Genomic DNA, 23,488 nt, shown 5'->3' on the forward strand with positions numbered 1-23,488 from the left:
GTTTAATATTACTTTACTCTATACATTAACAACTTGAAGTATGAGTGTATCCACACATATTTTGACCAGTATAGCAGTCAGATGAATAACAAGTAGATGTATAGCAAGTAGATGTATAACAAGATGATGTGTAACAAGTAGACGTATAAAGACCGTCTAATTCTGCACCATTAATTTTATCAACTTTAACTTCTAAATCAAATGGATTTTTTGCCATCGTCAATCCCCCTTTCATTTGTAAAGTTCCTTACATAAGGACACAAGATTAATGAGATTATGTACTCACCTTGTAATTATCCCTTAAAAATGCATGCACAAATATTATACATAGTATGATATTAAAAGTCAATTATTAATTTTTTTTATTTTCTTGTTATTTTGACAAAATAACCCATTATCTTTTTCAAAGTCAGATTTTATAAATATTATTGGTTAATTTCAGGTATGATTTTTATATATAGCTAATTTTTTGAATTTTGCAGTTAATGTAAGGCAATAAAAATATCCCTGCCAGATAGACAGGGATACATATAATAATTTAATACTAATTACATGTTTTAATTTAAATTTATCCTATATAAGAATCTTGATCTAAATATAGTTTTGCTTGATTATGAGTTCTAATAATTGATACTGGAACCTCTTCTGTAATTTCTCCCTTAAGCAATTTATTGATTGCTTGATGCTTCAGTTTTCCAGGGACTATGCAAAATATTTGATTAGCACTCATTAATGCTGGAATAGTCAATGTTATAGCTTGTTTTGGTACTTCATCCAGTGAGGAAAAGCATCCATCATTCACTTGTTGAATACGGCATGCTTCATCAAGTGTAATCTCTTTTATCAATTCTTTATCCTGGAAATTGGCTACATGTGGGTCATTAAAAGCGATATGTCCATTTTCTCCTGCTCCACAAATAACTATATCTATTTTATTGTTTTTTAGTATTTTTTGATATTTAGCAATTATTTCTTCTTTTGTTTCATCTCGTTCTTTTAGATAATATATATTTTTCAAATTGATGTTGGAAAATAATTCTCGCTCTAGAAAATTAGCGAACTTTGCACTATGGTTATTATTCAAGGTATGATATTCATCCATATGCATTGCATTTACTCTTCTCCAATCTACATCATCTGCTTCTTTTAGATACTTGAATACGTCTGTTTGGGATGGAGCAGCAGCAAAAATAATGTTAACCTCTTCTTGTTTTTTTAGTAGGTTTTTGATTGAATCAGCAATATCTTTCCCTGCGGCTTTTCCCATTAACTCTCTATTTCCGTAGACTTCAACCACTAGTTTATCTTTTTGAAATTTCATTATTGTCTCCCTCGTTATATTTTATTTATATTTATATCTCCCATAACCATCACTAACGAAATTTCTTGCTTATCATCAAAAATAATAATATCAGCATCTTTACCTATTTCTATTGAACCTTTTTGATCTTCAATATTTAGTAATGTTGCAGGATTTATTGTCAACATGTTTACTACTTCGTCCAATGATGCACTTGTGTTATAATACATTGTTTTCAGAAGAATATCTGAGGTTGCTACACTTCCAGCAAAAGCACTTCGATCTGTCAATTTTGCCACATTATCTTCTACAACTACTTCATATCCTGAATCTTTACCGCCTAAGGTATATAAACCATCAGGCATTCCTGCGGCTCTCATTGAATCTGTTACTAAACATATTCTATCTTTTCTCTTGATCTTGTATATTAATTCTAATAGTTCTTTAGGTAAATGGCTTCCGTCAGCAATAACTTCTACATAGATATCATCAAGTAAATAACCTGCTTCGACAGCTCCTGCTACTCTATATGCATTTTTCCTAATAACACTATTCATACCACTATAGAAATGAACAAGACATATATACCCATTTTCATAAGCCTTCTTAACCTCTTCACATGTTGCCTCAGTATGAGCTATAGAACAATTGATTTTCTTTTCTTTTAATACTTGTGCAAATTCAAGTGCTCCTTCAAGCTCTGGTGCTAAAGACCATCTAATGATTCGATCAGTTAATGAAAGAATCTTATTATACTCTTCTGGTTCTGGATTCCTTAGATATCTTGGATCTTGAGCTCCACGTTGTCCATAAGAAAAATAAGGACCTTCAAGATGTAATCCAAGAATATTTGGATAACCTTTTTTGTTTAGATCAATGTTATTAAAGATGTTCATGAAAGTGTTTAGGTTCTCTTTAGTATTGGTCAAGGTAGTTGGAACAATGCTAGTTGTTCCATGTACCATATGTGCATAAACAGCCTTATATATAGCTTCTTCAGTGTTATCCATAAAATCATGCCCTCCACCACCGTGGGTATGTATATCTATGAATCCAGGAGATATATATTGTTCTTTTGCATCTATTACCATGTCATAATTACAATTGAAATCTTCTGTATAAAATATTTGTTCAATTTTTTTATCTTTAATTAGTACAGAACCTTTTTTAATACCGTCTTTTTCTATTATATTCCCATTTTTTATTAATATTGTTTTCATCTACAACACCTTAATTTTATCTTTGAATTTTCCAAGGAATTGATTATTCCATTCATCTCCGCCATCAGCATTTCCACTCATCCATACTGGAGGTTTGATTCCTTGTTTCACTAACATGTCAATTGCTTCAATCACTATACAATTCATCACATATGCATTTGCAAAGGTACTTAATGCACCTATCTTTTGTTCGAAATTATCTAATTTTATTACTGCATCTCCAACTTGTATTTTACTATCAATAGCATAATCAACTATTTCATGGAGATTCTTCTTTGATGGATGACGAGCAATATGATCTTGTGGTGTACTTTCAGCATGCTCAAATGAACAGATACCTATTGTCGTAGCACCATTTTCTTTGGATTCTAACGCTGCCTCAATTGTTGCAGCATTAATTCCATATGCATTAACTATAATTACTAAGTCTCCTTCTCCTATTCCATAATCATTGATGACAACTTTTCCATAACCAGGCAGTCTTTCGATTTGCATTGAACGAAGTGCCCCATGATTAAGCATGGTTCCCCCATCCAATATAGCATTAATATGCATTAATCCCCCAGCTCGAAAGAAAATCTCCATTGTAGCTAGGTTAGAATGTCCACCAGGTCCCCAAACATAGACTAACTTATCTTTTTTTATGTGTTCTGCTATAACCTGAGCAACTTTTAAAATTCTGTCTTTTTCCTCATTATGAATACGATTGATAATTCCAAAAACATGTTCATGATATTGATTCATTACACTCATAACTCAATCCTCCAATATTTTTCTTATTTCTACCTTTATTTCTTCCTCATTTTTACATTCTAGCTGACCACTCAAAGCAAAGTACCAAGTTGAACCTTCTGGTTCATATCCACCTTCTTTCAATTGTATTGAAGTCGGAATATAGCCTATCATTCCATTGGTATAACCTATGGATAATACGTCTTTGTCAGTAATTTTCTTGGCAAACCTTGAATACTCTCCAGACATTTCTCCATTATATCCAAGAATCGTAAGTTCTTTACCAAAACAGATTTCTGTAATAACTAGCGTTTCATAATTTCTGTTTTTCTTCTTAATAATAGCTTTTGACCATTGACGTTTCAGCTCATCTTCACTAGTAAGCTCTTTTTCTAGTTCTCGGTCATTCAAGTATGGATTTATGTTAAGATTTAACATATGTTTTTTTATAGTTAATTCATCTAATTCAAGGTTTTCATATTTCAGTCTTTCTTCTTGAGTAATAATTGAGTCATAGAACTGATTGGCTAACTGCTCAACCCTTTCAATATCTCCTGAGAAAAATTCATTTCCTACTATAATCTTTGGTCGAATATCTCCTGTACACCCTTGCAGGAACATGCTTGTTGTATTGTAATGATTATCTAGTAATTTCATCAATACTCCTGGGTAATCACCATTTATATAATTAATATTAGCAACATTAGCATGACAAGGATAATGTACAATAAAACCAACTGGGTTATCTTCTTGGTTCACGAATTTTAACAACGTAACTGTTTTATCTACTTTCACTTCAAGATTAGGCATCATCTTGATTTCATTATCAATATCTACTCTTCTATATACATTGATATCAAGACAATATTCCGCTTTCTTTAAGTTTACTTCCTGCATATTTTTTTGGGATTCATTAATAGCAGTTAACACTTTTTCTTGTAATTCCATCAAATATTCACTGTCTACTTCTTCCAATAATTCTGTAAAATTTTCACTTGTACCTGGTCCTGAGTGATTATGTGATGCAGTAAAAACTATATTTTCATAACTTAGATTAAATCTTTGACTTATTCGCTTATTCATTGTATCTATGAAGTCACTGCCCCACCAAAGCAAATCACCATAAATAATTACTTTATCTTCATCGCTTGTCCTAAAGTAATAAACTACTGTATAAATATCATGTATAACATCAATAAACGGCTCAAGACGATTTGCATAACCTGCAAGTCTTATTTTTTTTGACGGTGTAATACTAATTTTTGATACCCCTAACTGCATTATCATTCCTCACTCTCAATAATCTTAATGAAGGCTCTCATAATATGAAATGGGTCTTTTACAGGCAAAGCTACAACTTTTTCTAGTGGAGACCCATCTCTAAGTCTGATTTGAATCCATTCTCCAATTTCTTCATTTGGAAAAATTCTAAATACATAATCCTTAATCTTATTATATCTTTCGAGATATTTTTCATTTCCAGTTAATTGATATAATTTATGGAATATGACTAATGCTTCTGATTGGGGCCACCATATTTTCATATCATGTGTATCCATTATCAGATTCTCGAATGAAGTTTCCTGTGATTCTCCTTTGGGAACTCCTCCCTCTCTATCTACAAATCTTAAGAGTCCTCCGAATTCTTCATCCCATCCTATATCAAATGATTTTATTGAAATATCTCCAATTGTATCTATGTGTTTCCTGATATCCTGATATTTTTCAAGATATTCAATAATGAACCACATACTTTCAAGGGCATGACCTGGAGTAACATGACGATCTAACAGTCTCTTATTCTTTGACCCCTTTTTATATACAAATTCTCTTATCAATCCATCTTCACACAACTTATACAATATAGTATTTATCATATTATTAGCCTGCTCCACATATTTATCATACTTCATACTATATTTATCAAGTGTTTGTATCACTTCATATAATGTATTCACCATTATCATGTTAACAGCATGAGTTTCATATCCTTCTGGAATAGGATATGGTTCTGTATAGAAGTGTTTACTTGATATCTTATTAGTTGTGTTATTCAAGATATTCAATATTGTTTTAACTAAAGATTCATCCTCTATATTTTGAACATATTTACAGATTCCAATAATGATAAAACAGTCTGAGTATATGCTTGTATCATATCTACCTGTTTTTTTATCTTTTATTCTTGTACCATCTCTTTCTAGTAAGAATACAGTACTATAATCCTCAAGGAGACAATTATCAAGAATGAATCTTAAATTTCCATCCATATAATTTTTCAATCTATTTTTGTCAATATCCAATATACCTTTTATTGATAGTTCATAAAGTGAACTTAATATCCATAAAAATCTTCCTTGAGACCATGAATACTTTTTTTCATTAATTATTTTGTCACCATAATTATTTATGCAATTCAATACACCACCGTAAGTAGTATCTATATATTTCTCCCAATATGGCCAAAAATCTTTTTCTATCTGTTCTTTATAATAACCTGTTTCTCTCATATTAACACCACCTTGAAATTAATGAATATGAGAATTGTTCCTTCTCATATTCACTAATATATATTATGATTACTCGGATAGAGATTTCATAAGTTCTTCAACTTCTGGTTTAACTTCTTTGTCTTTGTTGATGACAAATGCAAACAAGCAATATATGATAAAGGATACTGCTAATGGTGCAATCAAGTTAATAGTTGGATGAATAGTTACTAATCCTAAGTTAGTAAACGCAAATACTGCCAATCCCCCAATTATTGAGCTGACTGCTGCCTTTCCATCTGCTTTTTTGAATTGTGGCATCAAACCAAGTAACAACGGAATCGCAGTTGGTCCAAGTAGAGCAGCGAACCACTTGAGTACAAGTCCAATTACATCTCCAAAGACATCTCTATAAAGAGCAAAAATGATAGTTAAAGCTGTAAATGCAATGGTAGTAATACGTGCATAGTATAATGATCTTTTACCTGTTAAGTTTTTAAACTTATCACTTATTTCTGGTAATATGTCTCTAGTAAGAACCGCTGAAATAGTATTTGCATCTGAAGTACACATTGAAAGTGTATTAGCAAACATTGAAGCAAGTACTAATCCAACAAGCCCTTGAGGTAGGAACATCTTAGTCAATCCTGGATATAACTGTGCAGCAGGATCTTCTAACCCCGGCATTATTACTGGTCCAGCCCACATTGGGAAGAATAGGATCAACGGCCATATTAAGTATAATATTGCTGATAGACGTCCTGCTTTTTTAGCAGCTACATCATCTTTTACAGAAATAAAACGGGTTGCTAGATTCCAAGTACCACCACTATAACTTAATAGAATAACGAAAAAGAATAGTATTGACCATACGAATGAATACGAACCTGTACCTTCGACAAACATTCTTGAATTCTCTGCGGGCAACTGTTTCCAAATATTGAATATTGAATCAATTCCACCTAAATGTATAATAGTTGAAACAAACAATACAAGTCCCGCAACAATTTGAACAACAAATTGTGCAAAGTCAGTCCACAAGTCAGCAATCAAGCCACCTACTGCAATATAAATAAGTGATACAACACTTGATATGATAATGCCTGTCCATACAGGAAGCCCTGTGAAACCATTTAATAAAAGACCCATGGCTGCCCATTTTGCACCTACATCAAATAATTTTACTATAACTCCAGCAATTGCAATAATTAGCTGTGATGCTTTATTATAACGGAGTTTTAGATATTCAGTTGGTGATTGAATCCCTAATGCACGTCTTAGTTTTGGCCAACGAGGTATGAATAATTTGGAACCAATAATTACAGCAAGAGCTATATTTACACCCCACCAAAAATATAAGGACAATCCATATTGGTATGCTACTCCTGCATAAGCTACAAATACTACCCCACTATAACCTGATACATGATGAGAAATACCTGATAACCACCATGGTATTTTACCTCCCCCAACAAAGAAATCTTCTGAGTTTTTAACACTTTTAAGCGAGTAGAATCCAATTCCTAGCATGACCACAAAGAAACCTATTACTGCTACATAATCTAAAGTTTGCATATGTTTTTCCCCTTTTCAAGATTTTTTTTTCGTGCTCTAACTACACCTTCATAGATACCGACTTTATCCTCGTTTACACCTCCTATATATTTTTCAGTAACATCAATATAATCGGTAACCTCAGAATAGGAATACATTGATAGTAATTCGTTATCTAATTTTTCTTCAACCCTTGATACATAGTTATTAAACCACTTAATATTGCCAATGACAGAAAGCACAATCATTGTAGGTATTAACCACATTTTCAAGTTAGAACTAACAATATGTACCAATTCAATATTTATATGAATAGATAACAAAAACAAATTTACTACAATAAATGTAGGCCATAACAAAATCATCATTGATTTCAAATAATAATTTTCTCTGACTCTTTTAACCTCAGATCTAATAAGCATCTCTATTATTGACTTTTTATTATTTGCATAAAATGCTTGACTTATGACAATATAAGTATTTTTATCAAATATATTCAGAACAACATCTTTTGGATGAATCATAAAATCAACTTCATCAAGTGTCTTTGATTGATAAACTTTTATATTTTTATCATTAATACCTAATTGGGAAATCTCTATTTCTTTTCCTAATTCATATTTCTTTAATTTCATTGGCATATTACTAAACTTCAATACTAAAACTATGCCAACTACAACAAATAGTATTGTCATAAAAATATAAATTATATTTTGCTCTCTTAATAAAAATGATAAGATAGCTGCACTAATGATAAATGGTATTAAGATGATAAGATATAATACACTATGCTTGTTCATCATAATCAACCTTTCAATATTTGACTTTATACAACACTTGAACAAAGTGTTTATAAGTTAACTATCAATATCTATATCCAACAATATGTATAACCTTTAAGAAAAATAATTATATTATCATAATACACTATATTTCAACTTAATTCAATACCTGAATTAAGTTTTTTTATAAATATCCATTATTTGATTTGCTTAAAAATGTTTTTTTTCTTATAATAGTAGGTGTATTCTATATTTTTACAGTAAGAGGTGAATTAATGAAAGGCTTATCAAATCGAACACTCCGACCTTTATATAGACGAAAAGTAATAAAAACTCTTTTGCAATATGGTCCTATATCACGAACTGATATAGCTGCAAAATTAAATATATCTAAAGCAACTGTTTCTTCGATTTCAGAGGAATTGCTTAAAAAGAACTTAATCGCAGAATCCAGTATCGCAGCATCAACTGGAGGCAGAAAAGCCATTTTATATGACATTAATAGAAATGGAGGATATATCATTAGCTTGGAGATTACTCCCACATACATAAGTGGTACTCTTCTTGATCTACATGTTAATATGATCTCCGATACTTGTTCTGAAACAAACAAAGAATATTCTTCTTCTTTTAATATAATATTAGAAACAATTAATTCATTAATCAAGGAAATGCCAAAAGAGCAACCCATAATAGGAATATCTATAAATTTTAGAGGTACCGTATCAAAAGATAATGTGATAAAGTATTTTGATTATGACTCTTGGCGATCCAGGAATCTTTTAGAAGATTTATCAAAACATTACTCTTGTCTAATAAATCTGAACAACGAAGCTAATGCTCGTGCCTATTATAATAGTGTTCATTTAGACAATAGTGACCTAACTTTGATTACAATGGGAACTGGAGTTGGTCTAGGGATTGTGGAAGATAATCAGATATATTTAGGTTATCATGGTTACGCTGGTGAAATCGGACATATTATTGTTGAACCAGATGGTATTCCATGTCCATGTGGTAATAAGGGATGTCTTGAGAGTTATATTAGTACTATTGAAATTTTGAAAAGATTGTCTACTAAAAAGAATAAGGCTATAACCATAAATGATTTTAAATATTTGTATAGTCAAAATGATATTGACGTACTTGAGGTGGTAAATGATTTTTATAAATATCTTGCCATTGCAACCAATAATGTTATAAATATTTTCAATCCTAAATATATGATTTTATCAAGTGAAATTATTGATTCCATTCCTAATTTTATAGAGATTTTCAAACAGAAGTTGAATTCAAAAGTATCTGATTATGAACGTTTGATTATTTTTTCTAATAATAGATCTGGAGCAATAGGAGGTGCTTATTTACTTCTTAGGGATTTTTTTGATATAGAATTTTATATTAAGAATGGTAATAAGTGATAGTTTATTGTGGTTGTGTTAGTGGTTAAGAAATATTTACCACGTTTTTAATATAAGATATAATAAGATAATATATCTTATATATACTCCATTTTAATTAAGTTATTTCTTAAAAAATGTAGGTTATATATATGTTTCAAAATGTAGAAATAACCCAAGGAATTGGTGGTATAATAATTGTGTTGGTTGAAAATTTCATACATTAAAGGTCATACTTTATATGGAAGTAGTGACATTTCAGAAATACTCTAAGTATTAGTAGTAATAATGATTAACTTAGAGATATCAGTCAAAATTAGCATATCCTAATATTTCTCCTACCTTTTATTAACTGGAAGAAACAATAAGTCAAATTGGATTTATAAGCTGAATAACTCAATAGAAAAACCAACGTGTTTTCAATTAGCTAGCTGTTTAAAACACATTGATTTATTATTATTGGTAAATTTACCAGTATATATATATTAATTCATTTATAATGTCCTATGAAGTTGGTTTTGATGCTTTGCGGATGAATCTTTTTTATCTCTTTACCCTTGACATGAGGACAGTTCAACTGTCCCTTTTTGTTCATTATTACTTTAAATAAACGTTGTTTTTATATTCTTGATATAGAACTAAATGATTTTTAATGCACTCATAATAATCTCAAAAATACAAGGAATAACTATTGGAAGAACAAGTAAGATTCCTTTTATTACAATAACAAACCCACTATACAGTACGAATTTAATTTTGCTACATAATTTTATCTTTTGCTGTTTGTTATTCCATATGGATTTAATATAATCAAAATTATTATGATTTTCATATTGTTGTAATAGTTCAATATATCTTTTTTGTATATCATTTAATACTTGAGGGGTTTTGTTTTGTTTATATGCTAATTCTAGATATAAATTATATAATATTATATAGCAATGCTTATGTTTTTTAAAACGTTCTTCATAATTTAATTTATTTGAAATAACTGGTACACCAAAAGCAATAACTGAAAAAGCTAATAGAGATACTGATATGTATTCAGGCTTTGTAGTATTTATCATATTTAATATTGAAAACACTATTATACTTATGGAGTACCAAATGGTTAACACATTCAGAAAATGACTCCATGATTTACATCTTTCTGCTGCACAGATTCTTGCAGCTCTTGTTAAATATATTCTATTTTCCAAATCATCATATATATTTTTATCCATAATTAACCTTCCTTTATCTTGGTAAGTATATTGGAAATTACTAATTTACCTATAGTTTTCATTTCTTTTTCATTAAAGAAATCTGACTTAAGACTATTACAAAACCAACATGATTTTACTATATTATCTATCTGGTATCCTACACTATTATCAACTCTATCAATGGTAAAATCAGATATCTGTGCCTGATTACCCTTAGAAAAGAACTTCTTAAATCTATATATTTCCCAATCATTACCTGTATAGTTTATAATATACTCTCTTATCTTGTTATATGTAATTTTATTAATACCACAGTAATAACAAGTATCACCATTATTTTTCCACCAATTCGCCAAAGTTTTTTCATCTAGATTAAATGTTATACCTCTTTTCTGTGCACTATTTGACATATTACTTATGGCTCCCTTTCCAAATTTAAAATATCCACTTTCATATTGTTTCATTTGGGCTTTTTTAACATTTTGTAGTCCTTTTTCTGTTTTATTATAACTTTTTGCTTTTTGTGCATTACATTGTTTACAATATGAATGGAGACCATCTTTATTACGTTTATTTTTATGAAAATCAGATATATGTTTGTATTGACCGCATTTTGCACATTTTTTTAAATTCATAATCGTTCTACCTCCTTAGATAATTATACAATATTACTTTATATTTTAAAAGATTTATGGTAAAATTTACAAATGGGAAAGTTCTTCAAAAAGAAGAGTTTGTCTAAGACGAATAAATGTACATACAATTTTATATTTCTATAGTTTTAGAGCCTTTGTATTAATTATAAAGTATTATATATAGTGTTTATTACACCTACTTTCCCATACTTCTTTAGATCGAGGTATTTAAAATGAATTTTAATACATATTTCACAAAAAAGAATATAAATAAATCATATGAAGAAATAAAAAAAGGTAGGCTAACCACAGGTATAGATAGAATATCTAGAAGAAAGTTTGAGAAAAATAAGCAAGCCTATTTTGATATAATATATAGAAAAATAAACAATAATTCATATAAATTCACTAAATACAAGCAAATACTAGCAATTAAAGATGAGTACAATAAACCTCGTATTATATCTATTCCAACAATTCGTGATAAAATAGTATTGAATATTATACGACAAATACTAGATGATACGTATAAAAATATTATCAGAAATGACTCGGTTAGTAATATAATAAAAAAAATAGCTATTGATATTAAAAATTATGATTATTGCTTTACACTAGACATAAGTAATTTTTATGGTATGATTAATCATAATATTTTGATGCATAAATTAAGAAATAATACTAAAAGTAATAAGTTACATAATATTATTGATTTAGCTATTACAACTCAAACTGTTAATATTGAAGCATCTTCAAAAAAAGAGTTTGACCTTATTAATGATATCGGCATCCCCCAAGGTGTATCAATATCCAATCTTTTAGCCAACATATATCTTATGGATTTTGATGATAAACACTATAATCACACACAATACTCCTATTTTAGATATGTAGATGACATAATAGTTTTTTGCCATAAAAATAAAAGTAAAGCAATTAGACAAAAGATGATAAATGAGCTAACAAATAATCGTACTTATGCATTAAAGATTAATGCTAAGAAATGTACATATAATGAGATATTCAAAAATACATTCATAGAATTTTTAGGATATCGCATCTATTATAATAGTTGCATAAGTATAAAAGATATGAGTATAAAAAAGTTCGAAAAATCCCTTGAAAAGATATTTCATGATTATATAAATTCTAAAGAAAAACATATTAAAGGAAACAAAGAATATTTAAAGTGGAAACTTAATTTAAAAATAACTGGATGTGTAAGAAATAATATTCAATATGGGTGGGTAAAGTATTATAAATTATGTGATAAGGATGAAGTGTTTTACAAACTTGACTGGTTAATTGTTAACTTAATAAAACGCTTTAAGCTCGGAAAGTTTTTACTTAGTGGGAATAATAAATATATAGGGAAAAAATTTTCAAAGACTTACTACGAGATTAAACATAATAACTCTTCACTAACAAATTCCAAATATATCCCAAACATTGATAACTACAGTATAGAAAAGAAATGTAATATTCTATCTAGTGTATGCAAGCGTAAAATTGACACTTGGTCACATAATCAAATTAACTATGAATTTGACAAGTTCATTTTTAAATCAATTAGAGAATTGGAACAAGATCTCCAAGGTATTTATGGTTAATACTTATAGTAATTTCTACCAGTTAAGTCTAATGTAAGTAATAAAATAAAAGGGACAGTTGAACTGTCCCTCATTCCTTCCTTGAACTATTTCTCCATTTTCAATTATATATAATGTACCTTTTTAAGAGCTAGACCTCAGTTAGAAGATATATTTAATCCTCTTATATCTTTGGAAACGAACATATTTCAAATCCTAACGTTAATTGTAATTTCAAAAAATATCTGTTATTATTTATTAATTGCCAAAAAATATGTTCCAGTTAATAATTATAAAAAATACATACGAAGTAATTAGTTTACGTGCAAAAAAATGTAAGAAATTTACCAATTAGATAAACTATATTATAGCGGGAATTATTTATTTATTATAGAGCATATAGAAATTATGATTAAAAAGGAGGGTACACTATGCCGATTATCAAAGGACTTGAATGGACTTTTAACACAGTTTACAAGGAATATGACAAATGGCGTCCTACTTATGTGGATGAGTTATATGATGATATCTTTGCGTATAAAGAAATAAACTCATCAAGTAAAGTAGTTGAAATAGGAATCGGAACAGGACAAGCTACACTTCCCATTCTTGAAACAGGCTGCTTCTTAACTGCAGTAGAATTTGGTGATGAATTATCACTATATGCAAAGCAGAAATTCAACTGTTATAGAAAATTTGACGTTGTAAATGCTAAATTTGAGGATTTTACGTGTGAAGATAATTCACTTGATTTAATTTATTCCGCCTCAGCTTTCCACTGGATACCTGAAGAAATAGGTTATAGAAAGGCATTTAATCTGCTAAAAAGCGGAGGCGTATTTGCAAGATTTGCCAATCACCCTTATAAAGACAAAAGTATACCTGAGATGCATGAAGCTCTAAAAAAAGTATATGATGTTTATATGCCTAGGACATTAGGCGAAAAGGAATATAGTGAAGATAACGCAAAAAATCGTGCTGATATTGCTAAAAAATATGGATTTATTGATATTGATTATAAGATGTATTATAGGACAAGAACCTTTACTTCAGATGAGTATATTTCACTTTTAGGAACTTACTCCGACCATATTGCAATTCAAGAAGAGAAACGAAAAGAATTTTTTGCTGAAATTAAGAAAGCGATAGATGAATTAGGTGGGTTAATTACGATTTTTGATACCATTGATTTGGAGCTTGCAAGAAAACCTTAACATTCTATTATGAATATTTTCCAAATTAACAAATTTAACTATTGTATTTAATATATTATAGATTAAGAGTTAGTGGATATAAATGTATTTGGCTTTATATGTCACTTACTTCTCTTATAGGTCACATACAGATATAACGGTAAATTACTTTAAATACATAGAAAGACAAATAAATTATAAAGTAAGAATGTATATTAATCTTTTAAAAAAACGCTCACATAAATGCGGCTCCTAAACAAGTATAATAATATGCAAACAATTATACCACTTCTCAACGATATCTAATAAGGTAGGGATAGTATTCGAGTTTACGCGGGAGCTAAGAGACTCTCTTTTTATGTGTAGTTATATGGAATAATTTGTGCAAATATAGAAAAATACATGATATAATTAATACAGTATAAAGACAATTATAAAGAAAGTGCGTAGCAAATATGGGACAATCAGTTATGACAAAATCGTAAAAAAAAGACGACCTCATTATAAGTCGTCTTTCTTTTTAACTCTTAAGAATAAATAATTGTTCCACTGTAGTGTTTAGTAGTTTAGCAAGTTTCATGGCTAATTCCAGCGTAGGGTTATACTTTTCATTTTCAATCGCATTGATAGTTTGCCTTGTAACTCCAAGAGCAATTGCTATATCTTCCTGCCTAACTCCAAGTTTTTTTCGTAATTCTCTTATATTATTTTTCATCTTTTACGAGTTTCCATTTAAAAAAAGACTGAATTGCAATTAAAACAAGATTTTGTGTTATCAAAAGAAAAAATGCTAATCCAAATGTTCTTGTCTGAATGTAATTATAGATAACCCACATTGCCAAAAATAAACATGTATACGCCCAAGCCCATTTTATTGCCTTCAAGCTAATACTTATCTCCATTTCATCCATTTTTCTCATAAAATCACTTCCCTATTTAAATTATAATAAGTAACTTACCTACTGCTAAAATTGCTATAGAACATAATAAAGTACCCAAAAATATTTTCATAAAAACACCTCTAAAATGTAAAAGACTTTTTACATTTTGATTTTAACACTAACTTAAGGAAAATGTCAAATACTTTTTACATTTTATTGTATGTACTATATGAATAATCTATAGTTTGGTTTAACTCATAACTTTTATAAATGATGATTTCAAAGATTAATAATCTTAGAAGTACTTAAGACATAAAAGCAAAAATAGCGTCCTAATCATTGGGTATATGTGATACTTAGAATTGTTATGACAGTATGCATATAAATTCAAGCTTAATGGATCTTTTATATTACCTTGGGCAATCTTTTGTTATTAATCTACTATTATAATTTATCAAGGTAAATAAATTCTTCTTCTAGATTTCCATAAAATTTTAAGTGGCTGTAATTATCAAAGTTACAAACAGTTTATTAAAATGTTACTCGTTTTTATCATCATTTATGTCATCTGAGCTTATTTCTTTATATGATAGTAACCATTCTCTTAATTTAGCAAATAGAATAACACCAAATCCTATAGATAGAGTTATAATTAAATACCAGATTCTAGATGTTTCATAAGTAGATAAAAAGACTATATATATAAGCATAGAATCATCATCCTTTATTTAAATATTGTTTGATAAGGTTTTTATCAGTTAAATTGAATTCCCTAAGCGTTGCTAATAACCTTATATAATTCTATTTTTTCCCACATAAGAATGATAACAGTTCCTACTAAGTAGCAATATATGTCTTTTATATCAAATGTTCTTCCAATAATAGTTGACATTAAGATGTTACCTTGAAAATTTACTGCTAGGTTAAAATATTGGGCTATTTCTACAACTATTGCAACAAGCAAAAGATATATAGGTAAAAACTTTATCTTCTTTTGATGTATACCTCTTATAAAGGTATACATTAAAATAACTATTAAAACATCTCCAATATATGGTCTAATAAACATATCATGTATATATATAGCAATAAAAAATTCTGTTATTAAAAGAATTAAAAAAGTTAATAAATAATATTTTCTCTTCATTTCATATCTCTTTCTATTATTAGTCAATTGTTCATTATGATAAAAGGCTTGATTCTCAAGCCCTTTTTTAGTTTCTTACTGTTCGGTGTAATTATCAAAATCACCAAGATAGCTATATTTATCTATTTTATTTTTGTCACCCAAGTATAACAAGCGTTGTAATAGATAATGACCAATCGTATAGATACCCATTATTACATGTTCTTTATTAAGATATTCTTTAATTTCTTTAAAGCTCGATATAATATTTATGGTGAAATGATTTGTCTTTATTTTTTACATTACTCAACAAAAATATGTTGTTAATCATTAGCTACTTTACATTCTCTTTATAAAATTTATCTATTCTAAAACTAGTTAAAATATCTTGTAATTTTTTCATGTCTGTATTATCAATAAATAACATGTTTAATTCATCATATTGTTTCTTGATAGAATTATGGTAAAAGGTTATATTTCTCGAACTATTATTAAATTCTAATTCGCATTTATCTACAATTTTTTTCAAATCATTTATAGCATTTTTATTTTTTTCATTTCGTATAACTTGTATAGCCTCTTCTATTGATAAACCTTTTGTTTCATTAGTAATATTAGTGATAATCTTAATATATTCATCAGTATATTGTTTATAAATACTGATATGATTACTTTTAGATTGTATTATAATAGATATAGTTATTAAAACCAATATTGTTATGGGTATAATTTTAATTATTTTTCTCACTTTTTAATAATCCTCCTTAACAAAAATGTAATGTGAGGACAAATTAATAATATAACTCAGATTAAAAAGAAAGACTAGAAATAGTCATTTCTTGTTTCTATGTATTCTGCTTTTATGTAACATGTGAACTGGGTAACATTTATTATTCCTTTCTTATCTCCTCAACTTTTATAACTTTTCCTTTTTTAGGATTAAATTCATAATATTGATATGTTATTATGTATTTTACGTTATCTTTAGGTACTGCTTTATAACATCTTAATATATTACTGCTTTCTTTATCACAATTAAGTTCTTTATCTTCTAGATATATATAATCTTTAAATTTAATTTGTCTAATTTTAAATTGATTAATACTAGTAATTTCTATACTTACAGTTGATTTAAATTGAGATATAATCCACATACTTATACTAACTACAACAATAATTATTATAGTGCTGAAAAATATCCACTTTTTAATTTTTTCTTTTTGTTTCACTGTATATGTTTTAGATAAAGTTCTTATACCACCAATAATCTGTAAAACAAAAATAGAATAAGCAAAGATTGAAAATGAAATCAAACCTATTTTTTCATTCATTTCACTTAATGCCTTAATAAATATTATAGTATATATTATTCCTACACCAAGACCCATTATTAATAGCAATAAACCCTGCGCTTTTTTATTATCTAGATTTTTATTGAAATTTTGATCTTTCACTTTATATAATCTCCTTTTGTTACTGAATACATATTCAAGTCTTTATGAGTTAAATTGAATTCCCTAAGCGTTGCTAATAACCTTATATATTTCTATTTTTTCCCACATAAGAATGATAACAGTTCCTACTAAGTAGCAATAAATGTCTTTTATATCAAATGTTCTTCCAATAATAGTTGACATTAAGATGTTATCTTCAAAATTTTCTGCTAGGTTAAAATATTGAGCTATTTCTACAACTATTGCAACAAGCAAAAGATATATAGGTAAAAACTTTATCTTCTTTTGATGTATACCTCTTATAAAGGTATACATTAAAATAACTATTAAAACATCTCCAATATATGGTCTAATAAACATATCATGTATATATATAGCAATAAAAAATTCTGTTATTAATAGAATCAAAAAAGTTAATAAATAATATTTTCTCTTCATTTCATATCTCTTTCTATTATTAGTCAAATATTTCGTTATAAGGAAAATAGTAACTGTGTCACAATTTCTTTATCTCCAGAATTATTTAATCCATTCGGCGATTCGTTCACCTTCTTTAAGATTTTCACGTTTATAATGATATACTACACCAAATTTATATGAAAAATCCTCTGCTATGATGTAGTGTTTTTCAAAAAATTTATCAAAACCTTTATCTAATTCTACACATATAACAGTACCATCTATATCATTAGACAAAAATCTTTCTCTTTTCAAATCTTGTTTTTCCTGTTCAGTAGCTCGTCTAAAAGTTGGATACTCAAAATATTTAGGTAACGAGATATAACTTGGATTCTTTATATAGATTTCTATGTCATGATTGTAGCTAGAATCAAAACTCCCTATAATAGTTAGCACTCCATCAATTGATAAGTTTAGAAGTTCAAATTCTGTTATATTAGTTTTTTCTAATTCTTTTTGTAATTCATCAAAAACATTCATAATGCCTCCCTTATGACATAACTGGTAGATGTTCCCTATCCGTAGGCACATCTATTAATAATTCCTTATTCATTTTTTATTTTATCTATTTTTAATACTGTTCCCTTTTTATGATTAAATGAGTAATATTGATACGTTATAATATATTTAGTATTTTCATTTGGAACCACCTTATATTCCCAAAGTACACCATAATTATCTTCGTTACATTCAAGTTTTATTTGTTTATCTTTAAGGTACACATATTTTTTTAACTGTACTTCTTCAATATCAAAGGAATTAGTATTTGTAACTTCAAATGTTTTTATAAGTTTAAATTGTTCTTTCGACCATGTACCTATACCAATCATAATAATTATTAAAGCACTACTAAGAATGACTCTCTTCTTTATCCTTTTGAAATGTTCTTTAGAGTATGCTTTGGATAAAGTTCTTATACCACCAATTATCTGTAAGATAAAAATACTATAAGCGAAGATTGAAAATACAATGAAACCTTTTTTTTCGTCCATTTCACCTAATGACTTAATAAATATTATAGTATATATTATTCCTACACCAAGACCCATTATTAATAGCAATAGACCGAGTGCTTTTTTATTGGCTGGATTTTTATAGGCTGGGGGAACATTTCCCCCTAAATAGTGTCCTGGGTCATATTGATGTTCCATCCATTCATTAATATCTTCAATATTTTTATCATCATTTTGATTCTTCACTTTATATGACCTCCATCTAATTACTAAATATATATTGTTTATTTGCATCTTTTAATATTTTACTATTCTTTATTACACCTGTTCCTGATTCTCTTAGATCATTATACATATCATATTTTACATCATATTCTCCATAATAATACTGATACAGAATAGTTTTTTCACTTACTATCTGAGCATTATCATCTTTATATAATTTAGCAGTCATAGTTAATTGTCCCTTATCATTAACTCCAATGTAACCTACATATGGATCATTAGCATGACTACTGTCAACTGTTAATCGAACATTAGTATGCCTTTCTCCTTCCACATATTCGCCATATCCACGTGATGTTAAATAATCATTTAGTCCTTTTACAGCTGTATTATGGCCAGGTTCTGCCCAATAACCAAAAGCCAGTTTATCGTATGTTATGCCTGCTTTTTTCATTAAAGTATTATTATAACTACCAAATTGAATAATAGCTCTTTGTTGTCCATCTTTTTCTTGTACAGTAATTGAAAGTACATTTTTTGTAGCATTATTTATAGCTGTATTAACAATTTCTAATGCCAAAAGAGCACCTTGTACTTTTCCTCCACCATTAAAATTTCCATAATCCATAATCTGTTTTCTACCAACTTCTTTATAAGGTATTCCTGTATCTTCTTCAAGAGTGTCACCGAAATGTCCAATTGCATTTATCCAATCAAGTTCTAAATCAGTTATAGTCTTAGTTAGATTATTATTCCAACCTTCATTATTAAAATTAGCATTCGAACCATTTGAATATACTGATGGAATGAAAATCGGAATTTTTTTACCGCTTATTGTAATAAATCCATTTCCATAATTTTTAGGATTATTTGATTCTTTTTCAAATGCCTTCCTAAAAATTCTCTCTGACTCTAATTTGCTGTATGTATTTATCTCTAAATCACCCAATACACCACTTTTCAACGCATCTCTATCTTCAACTACTGTCTTTGAGTAATCTTTATTATTTACACAAACTCCATTATCCTCAAAAAACTTCTTTATATGAGTTACTTTACTTATAAATTGATCATATAATTTTTCAAACCAGTTTTGTAAAATACTGCCCCCACTCATACTTACTTCCTTATGTTTTATTTTATTCATCTCTGTTTCACATGAATTATTATTTATACCTAATAATCCATTAAGAAGATTATGTATCTGTTGTTCACCATCACTATATTCAGTTATTGCTCTATTAATAATCCTACTTGAATTGTAAGTATTTTCAATAAGATTTTGAAAATCACTTACCAAACTATTAAATTGATTACTAATATTATCTCTTCTTATAATATCAGTGTCAACAGAATTCTTAATAATTTTGAATCTATTAAAAATATAGTCTATTCTTTTATTTACTTCTATTAAGTCATTTTCTTTTTCAGATAAAGCATTTAAATTGTATTTTGTTTGTCCCATAACTAGCTCCTTTCTTCATTTATTATTATATCTTTTTACAACTATTTTTCAACAAATCCTGACGAACGACACGATTTATGGGATAAAATGCATTTTTATTACATATTATTCGTTATTCTTAATATATTTCCAAGTAATACCTCCATAAAATAAAGCGGTGAAACCAACAATCTCTTGTTATTTCACCGCTCTACACTAAAGAGTCTACTAATATTAATCTGTTACCCTAACAATAATTTTATCTTTAACCAGTAAAGATTTATCTAACCAAAGTTTATCTAGTTTCATTATACTGTCATAAGTCCCCTGTTTTCTATTCTCATCTATGTAAAATTCCCTCTTATCATAACCCTTGTTCTCATATTTTATTATTACTTCAGTTTCACCCATCATAATACTGAAATCAAAACTTTTAAAAGGTATATTCTTGCATGGTTGAATCCATATCCCTTTATATTCAGGCTGAAATCCAAATATATATTTTAAAAATATCTTCAACAGTACATTGGAGCTTCCTGTCTGCCAATCATGCATTGATTCCCCGTCAATGCATTTTTCTTCATTATAACCATATGAATTAGGCATTATATAAGGTGAGCAAGAAATCTTATCATGGGTTATTGGCATAGATTTATTTAATTGTTCCCATGCTAACTCACTGCATCCCATTTTAAATAGTGCCATTATACCGAACATTGAAGCATGGATATATGGAGCACCATTTTCCGCTGTCCCTGCTGGGAGATTAGGTATCCTACCTACTCCTTTAACACCTCTCTCAAAATGAGGTTCAAAGGTCTTTAACCCATATTTGGAATCAAGTCTTGCAAAAGCTCTAATAATGGTACTTTCTATACTTGTATCTTGGTCATACAAACCAGAAATCGCCCAAAAAGCATTAGAGGTAAGTCCATCTCTCTCAACACCATCAGGGTCATTGAAACTGCCTACATAATAGCTTTTTTCATCGCCCCAACCATGAACAATCTTTTTCATATTGTCTTTAGAAATGACAGCATGTTCTTTTAATCCTTGCTCAATCTCTAATCTTGCCTGTTTATATTGTTTTATTATATCTTGATATTTATTCGCATCTAATAATTCTAGAAGCTCTATCATCTCGTTAAGGTTTTGATAAACTTGTAAGGTTGCCATGACTGATACACCTGTTCCATATTCCTTACTTTTATCTTTACTTACACCTAGACCATCAAGTGCATCATTCCAATCACCATATAGAGCACACACGCATTTTGTATTTTCATGATCCCTGTTGACCAACAAGTAATCCATGATATCAAATAAATGTTGTAATACAGTACTTTGCTTATGGCTTTTTTGTACACTATGGATTTTATCATCAATGATATCGTAATAACCACATATTTCATCCAAGAACTCAAAATCACCTGTGAATTTCAGATAACTTGATATTGTACTTATAACCCAAACTCCTTGGTCAATGAAAGGTCTTAAATCCATTGCTGGTGGTTCTCCTTCTCTCTTAGGAAGAGAGTATTGTCTTGGGCATCTTCCATTAGGTGCAATGAAATTAAGTGCCTCCAGCATTTTATCTCTAGCAACCTCAGGCTGCCAATATAATAAACCTTCAATAGCTTGGAATACATCTCTTATACCTATTAGGGAAAAGCTTGATAATTGAATATATCCCTTGATAACTGAACAAAATTCAACTTGTTTTTTTAGATGTTCAAAAAATGAATTCAGTACATAAGGTTTAACTTGAGATTCATTAATTTCTCTCCCAAATGTTAAATCAAGTCTTGATTGTCTATCCTTTTCTTCTTGTTCAATTTCCTGTAACAGATTATCTATATTATTACAAGTTGTATATTCCTTTAATAACTTATTCTTTTTATCATCAGAAAAACAATAACCTAGAGTTAAATCTATTCTAGCATTATCTTTCAATTTTAATCTCATCAAATCCCCAGCTATAGCTGTTTCTGTAAAAGTACAGATAGGCTGATGTTCACCAAAAGTACCATTATATAGTGCAGATGGTGTATGAAGACTTTTTCTTGTACCACCAACATACTTATACCTGGAAGTTGTTATTTCAGATTTTATGAGTTCTGAATTCTCATCCAGCTTAAGATATCTATTTATAACACCGTAATTAGCCTTCATAGATGATCTGTCCAGTTCTTCGTAAGTCTCTACAACGAAACTTCCTAATTTATTTACGTCTTTTACATCTATATATGTAACCTGTCTGAACCATCTATCAGTAGAGTTTTCAACAATAGCATTCTTCAAAAATGGATTTAGATAAGATGAAATAAAAATTTCTCTTTTATCTTCATTTTCGTTATGGGCTGTTATAGTAAAATATACTTGATTATTCTCGTCAACGAAAACTCTGACTGCAAATAGTATATTGTCATATTCTGTTATGTAATATGTTGCGCCCTTAGTGAATATTGTATATCTTTCTACCCCTAAATGTTCAGCTTCCTCAATGACTGGTACTGATAATAAAGGTATGACTCTGTATCTCTCATCATCTTTAATACCTGCAAAAAAAGCTATTTTAGGTTCTGCACCCTCGGATGCCCTGATGAATGGTGAGAATAATCCCTCATTACAATGCATGTATCCAGAAGAATAAGCCCAGAAATTAAAACCTTTCTGCCCGTATGGATATCTGCATTCTCCATCATCTCTAGGCATAACCAGTATATTACTATCATCAATAAAATACGTATTACCAGGCATTTTATTGATGGTATATCCTGATTTACTATCTTTTATATTATGATATTCATTTGAAAAATCTTTAACGATCCTAGTAATATCTTTCAT

The 23,488-nt window shown here is 28.7% G+C and carries 24 protein-coding genes; 3 read left to right on the forward strand and 21 right to left on the reverse strand.

Annotated elements, in window-relative coordinates; all coding sequences use genetic code 11:
• Positions 1 to 25: 25 nt before the first annotated feature.
• From HYG85_RS07250 to HYG85_RS07285, 8 genes are all read right to left on the reverse strand, one after another.
• The gene (locus HYG85_RS07250) at positions 26 to 217 is read right to left on the reverse strand and encodes an elgicin/penisin family lantibiotic (RefSeq protein WP_193774429.1); all 192 of its coding nucleotides are present in this window, start codon (positions 215 to 217) and stop codon (positions 26 to 28) included.
• 351 nt (positions 218 to 568) lie between these two features.
• Positions 569 to 1,321, reverse strand: a complete 753-nt coding sequence (locus HYG85_RS07255) for a 6-phosphogluconolactonase (protein ID WP_212692913.1) — start codon at positions 1,319 to 1,321, stop codon at positions 569 to 571.
• Between the two features lie 14 nt (positions 1,322 to 1,335).
• Entirely contained in the window at positions 1,336 to 2,520 is a 1,185-nt protein-coding gene (gene nagA, locus HYG85_RS07260) for an N-acetylglucosamine-6-phosphate deacetylase (RefSeq protein ID WP_212692914.1), read from the reverse strand.
• Positions 2,521 to 3,273 carry a sugar isomerase domain-containing protein gene (locus HYG85_RS07265; protein ID WP_212692915.1) on the reverse strand — a complete coding sequence of 251 codons (753 nt, stop codon included), beginning with the start codon at positions 3,271 to 3,273 and terminating at the stop codon, positions 2,521 to 2,523. It lies immediately after the preceding gene.
• A 3-nt stretch (positions 3,274 to 3,276) separates the two neighbouring features.
• Positions 3,277 to 4,533: a neutral/alkaline non-lysosomal ceramidase N-terminal domain-containing protein gene (locus HYG85_RS07270; protein ID WP_212692916.1), complete on the reverse strand. Its 1,257-nt coding sequence runs from the start codon at positions 4,531 to 4,533 to the stop codon at positions 3,277 to 3,279.
• Positions 4,534 to 4,535: 2 nt separating this feature from the next.
• Positions 4,536 to 5,762, reverse strand: coding sequence for an AGE family epimerase/isomerase (locus HYG85_RS07275; RefSeq protein WP_212692917.1), 1,227 nt, complete (start codon positions 5,760 to 5,762; stop codon positions 4,536 to 4,538).
• Positions 5,763 to 5,831: 69 nt separating this feature from the next.
• Positions 5,832 to 7,316 (reverse strand): sodium:solute symporter family protein, encoded by a 1,485-nt coding sequence (locus tag HYG85_RS07280; RefSeq protein WP_212692918.1) that lies wholly within the window; start codon positions 7,314 to 7,316, stop codon positions 5,832 to 5,834.
• Complete coding sequence (locus HYG85_RS07285) at positions 7,304 to 8,095, reverse strand: hypothetical protein (RefSeq protein ID WP_212692919.1); 792 nt, start codon at positions 8,093 to 8,095, stop codon at positions 7,304 to 7,306. The genes HYG85_RS07280 and HYG85_RS07285 overlap by 13 nt, the downstream gene beginning before the upstream one ends.
• A 257-nt stretch (positions 8,096 to 8,352) precedes the next feature.
• On the opposite strand from HYG85_RS07285, the gene HYG85_RS07290 reads away from it, so the two are divergent.
• Positions 8,353 to 9,498, forward strand: a complete 1,146-nt coding sequence (locus HYG85_RS07290) for an ROK family transcriptional regulator (RefSeq protein ID WP_212692920.1) — start codon at positions 8,353 to 8,355, stop codon at positions 9,496 to 9,498.
• A gap of 617 nt (positions 9,499 to 10,115) precedes the next feature.
• On the opposite strand, the gene HYG85_RS07295 is transcribed toward HYG85_RS07290, so the two are convergent.
• A complete protein-coding gene (locus tag HYG85_RS07295) occupies positions 10,116 to 10,700 on the reverse strand; it encodes an SLATT domain-containing protein (protein WP_212692921.1) in 585 nt (194 codons plus the stop codon).
• 2 nt (positions 10,701 to 10,702) lie between these two features.
• Positions 10,703 to 11,317, reverse strand: coding sequence for a hypothetical protein (locus HYG85_RS07300; RefSeq protein ID WP_212692922.1), 615 nt, complete (start codon positions 11,315 to 11,317; stop codon positions 10,703 to 10,705).
• Between the two features lie 233 nt (positions 11,318 to 11,550).
• Between HYG85_RS07300 and HYG85_RS07305 the strand changes: the two genes are divergently transcribed.
• Both HYG85_RS07305 and HYG85_RS07310 read left to right on the forward strand, forming a co-directional pair.
• On the forward strand, positions 11,551 to 12,927 hold the full coding sequence (locus HYG85_RS07305; protein WP_212692923.1) for a reverse transcriptase domain-containing protein: 1,377 nt from the start codon (positions 11,551 to 11,553) through the stop codon (positions 12,925 to 12,927).
• A gap of 410 nt (positions 12,928 to 13,337) precedes the next feature.
• Positions 13,338 to 14,120 (forward strand): class I SAM-dependent methyltransferase, encoded by a 783-nt coding sequence (locus HYG85_RS07310; protein WP_212692924.1) that lies wholly within the window; start codon positions 13,338 to 13,340, stop codon positions 14,118 to 14,120.
• Between the two features lie 499 nt (positions 14,121 to 14,619).
• Here the strand turns inward: HYG85_RS07310 and HYG85_RS07315 are convergent, their stop codons facing one another.
• The 11 genes from HYG85_RS07315 to HYG85_RS07365 all read right to left on the reverse strand — a co-directional run bounded on the left by HYG85_RS07315 (position 14,620) and on the right by HYG85_RS07365 (position 23,488).
• A complete protein-coding gene (locus HYG85_RS07315; protein WP_212692925.1) occupies positions 14,620 to 14,814 on the reverse strand; it encodes a helix-turn-helix transcriptional regulator in 195 nt (64 codons plus the stop codon).
• Positions 14,804 to 15,019: a hypothetical protein gene (locus tag HYG85_RS07320; protein ID WP_212692926.1), complete on the reverse strand. Its 216-nt coding sequence runs from the start codon at positions 15,017 to 15,019 to the stop codon at positions 14,804 to 14,806. Before HYG85_RS07320 ends, HYG85_RS07315 begins: the two co-directional genes overlap by 11 nt.
• Positions 15,020 to 15,519: 500 nt before the next feature.
• Entirely contained in the window at positions 15,520 to 15,690 is a 171-nt protein-coding gene (locus HYG85_RS07325; protein WP_212692927.1) for a hypothetical protein, read from the reverse strand.
• Positions 15,691 to 15,752: 62 nt separating this feature from the next.
• Positions 15,753 to 16,127, reverse strand: a complete 375-nt coding sequence (locus HYG85_RS07330; protein ID WP_212692928.1) for a ribosomal maturation YjgA family protein — start codon at positions 16,125 to 16,127, stop codon at positions 15,753 to 15,755.
• A gap of 313 nt (positions 16,128 to 16,440) precedes the next feature.
• Positions 16,441 to 16,854 carry a hypothetical protein gene (locus HYG85_RS07335; protein WP_212692929.1) on the reverse strand — a complete coding sequence of 138 codons (414 nt, stop codon included), beginning with the start codon at positions 16,852 to 16,854 and terminating at the stop codon, positions 16,441 to 16,443.
• A 142-nt stretch (positions 16,855 to 16,996) separates the two neighbouring features.
• A complete protein-coding gene (locus HYG85_RS07340) occupies positions 16,997 to 17,560 on the reverse strand; it encodes a hypothetical protein (RefSeq protein ID WP_212692930.1) in 564 nt (187 codons plus the stop codon).
• A 63-nt stretch (positions 17,561 to 17,623) separates the two neighbouring features.
• A complete protein-coding gene (locus HYG85_RS07345; RefSeq protein WP_212692931.1) occupies positions 17,624 to 17,998 on the reverse strand; it encodes a ribosomal maturation YjgA family protein in 375 nt (124 codons plus the stop codon).
• Between the two features lie 81 nt (positions 17,999 to 18,079).
• Positions 18,080 to 18,499 carry a hypothetical protein gene (locus tag HYG85_RS07350; protein ID WP_212692932.1) on the reverse strand — a complete coding sequence of 140 codons (420 nt, stop codon included), beginning with the start codon at positions 18,497 to 18,499 and terminating at the stop codon, positions 18,080 to 18,082.
• Between the two features lie 65 nt (positions 18,500 to 18,564).
• Entirely contained in the window at positions 18,565 to 19,218 is a 654-nt protein-coding gene (locus tag HYG85_RS07355; protein ID WP_212692933.1) for a hypothetical protein, read from the reverse strand.
• Positions 19,219 to 19,234: 16 nt separating this feature from the next.
• Entirely contained in the window at positions 19,235 to 20,662 is a 1,428-nt protein-coding gene (locus HYG85_RS07360) for a hypothetical protein (protein ID WP_212692934.1), read from the reverse strand.
• A gap of 213 nt (positions 20,663 to 20,875) precedes the next feature.
• Positions 20,876 to 23,488, reverse strand: coding sequence for a GH36-type glycosyl hydrolase domain-containing protein (locus tag HYG85_RS07365; RefSeq protein ID WP_212692935.1), 2,613 nt, complete (start codon positions 23,486 to 23,488; stop codon positions 20,876 to 20,878).

Source organism: Vallitalea guaymasensis, from assembly GCF_018141425.1.
GTDB classification, from domain to species: domain Bacteria; phylum Bacillota; class Clostridia; order Lachnospirales; family Vallitaleaceae; genus Vallitalea; species Vallitalea guaymasensis.

Excerpts from the sequence above, each read along its gene's own strand:
- nagA (WP_212692914.1), bottom strand. The coding sequence starts at position 2,520 with ATGAAAACAATATTAATAAAAAATGGGAATATAATAGAAAAAGACGGT.
- HYG85_RS07275 (WP_212692917.1), bottom strand. The coding sequence starts at position 5,762 with ATGAGAGAAACAGGTTATTATAAAGAACAGATAGAAAAAGATTTTTGG.
- HYG85_RS07360 (WP_212692934.1), bottom strand. The coding sequence starts at position 20,662 with ATGGGACAAACAAAATACAATTTAAATGCTTTATCTGAAAAAGAAAAT.
- HYG85_RS07320 (WP_212692926.1), bottom strand. The coding sequence starts at position 15,019 with ATGAGAAAAATGGATGAAATGGAGATAAGTATTAGCTTGAAGGCAATA.
- HYG85_RS07265 (WP_212692915.1), bottom strand. The coding sequence starts at position 3,273 with ATGAGTGTAATGAATCAATATCATGAACATGTTTTTGGAATTATCAAT.
- HYG85_RS07350 (WP_212692932.1), bottom strand. The coding sequence starts at position 18,499 with ATGAATGTTTTTGATGAATTACAAAAAGAATTAGAAAAAACTAATATA.
- HYG85_RS07255 (WP_212692913.1), bottom strand. The coding sequence starts at position 1,321 with ATGAAATTTCAAAAAGATAAACTAGTGGTTGAAGTCTACGGAAATAGA.
- HYG85_RS07310 (WP_212692924.1), top strand. The coding sequence starts at position 13,338 with ATGCCGATTATCAAAGGACTTGAATGGACTTTTAACACAGTTTACAAG.
- HYG85_RS07365 (WP_212692935.1), bottom strand. The coding sequence starts at position 23,488 with ATGAAAGATATTACTAGGATCGTTAAAGATTTTTCAAATGAATATCAT.
- HYG85_RS07270 (WP_212692916.1), bottom strand. The coding sequence starts at position 4,533 with ATGCAGTTAGGGGTATCAAAAATTAGTATTACACCGTCAAAAAAAATA.
- HYG85_RS07295 (WP_212692921.1), bottom strand. The coding sequence starts at position 10,700 with ATGGATAAAAATATATATGATGATTTGGAAAATAGAATATATTTAACA.
- HYG85_RS07345 (WP_212692931.1), bottom strand. The coding sequence starts at position 17,998 with ATGAAGAGAAAATATTATTTATTAACTTTTTTGATTCTATTAATAACA.
- HYG85_RS07305 (WP_212692923.1), top strand. The coding sequence starts at position 11,551 with ATGAATTTTAATACATATTTCACAAAAAAGAATATAAATAAATCATAT.
- HYG85_RS07285 (WP_212692919.1), bottom strand. The coding sequence starts at position 8,095 with ATGAACAAGCATAGTGTATTATATCTTATCATCTTAATACCATTTATC.
- HYG85_RS07250 (WP_193774429.1), bottom strand. The coding sequence starts at position 217 with ATGGCAAAAAATCCATTTGATTTAGAAGTTAAAGTTGATAAAATTAAT.
- HYG85_RS07300 (WP_212692922.1), bottom strand. The coding sequence starts at position 11,317 with ATGAATTTAAAAAAATGTGCAAAATGCGGTCAATACAAACATATATCT.
- HYG85_RS07280 (WP_212692918.1), bottom strand. The coding sequence starts at position 7,316 with ATGCAAACTTTAGATTATGTAGCAGTAATAGGTTTCTTTGTGGTCATG.
- HYG85_RS07330 (WP_212692928.1), bottom strand. The coding sequence starts at position 16,127 with ATGAAGAGAAAATATTATTTATTAACTTTTTTAATTCTTTTAATAACA.
- HYG85_RS07290 (WP_212692920.1), top strand. The coding sequence starts at position 8,353 with ATGAAAGGCTTATCAAATCGAACACTCCGACCTTTATATAGACGAAAA.
- HYG85_RS07325 (WP_212692927.1), bottom strand. The coding sequence starts at position 15,690 with ATGCTTATATATATAGTCTTTTTATCTACTTATGAAACATCTAGAATC.
- HYG85_RS07315 (WP_212692925.1), bottom strand. The coding sequence starts at position 14,814 with ATGAAAAATAATATAAGAGAATTACGAAAAAAACTTGGAGTTAGGCAG.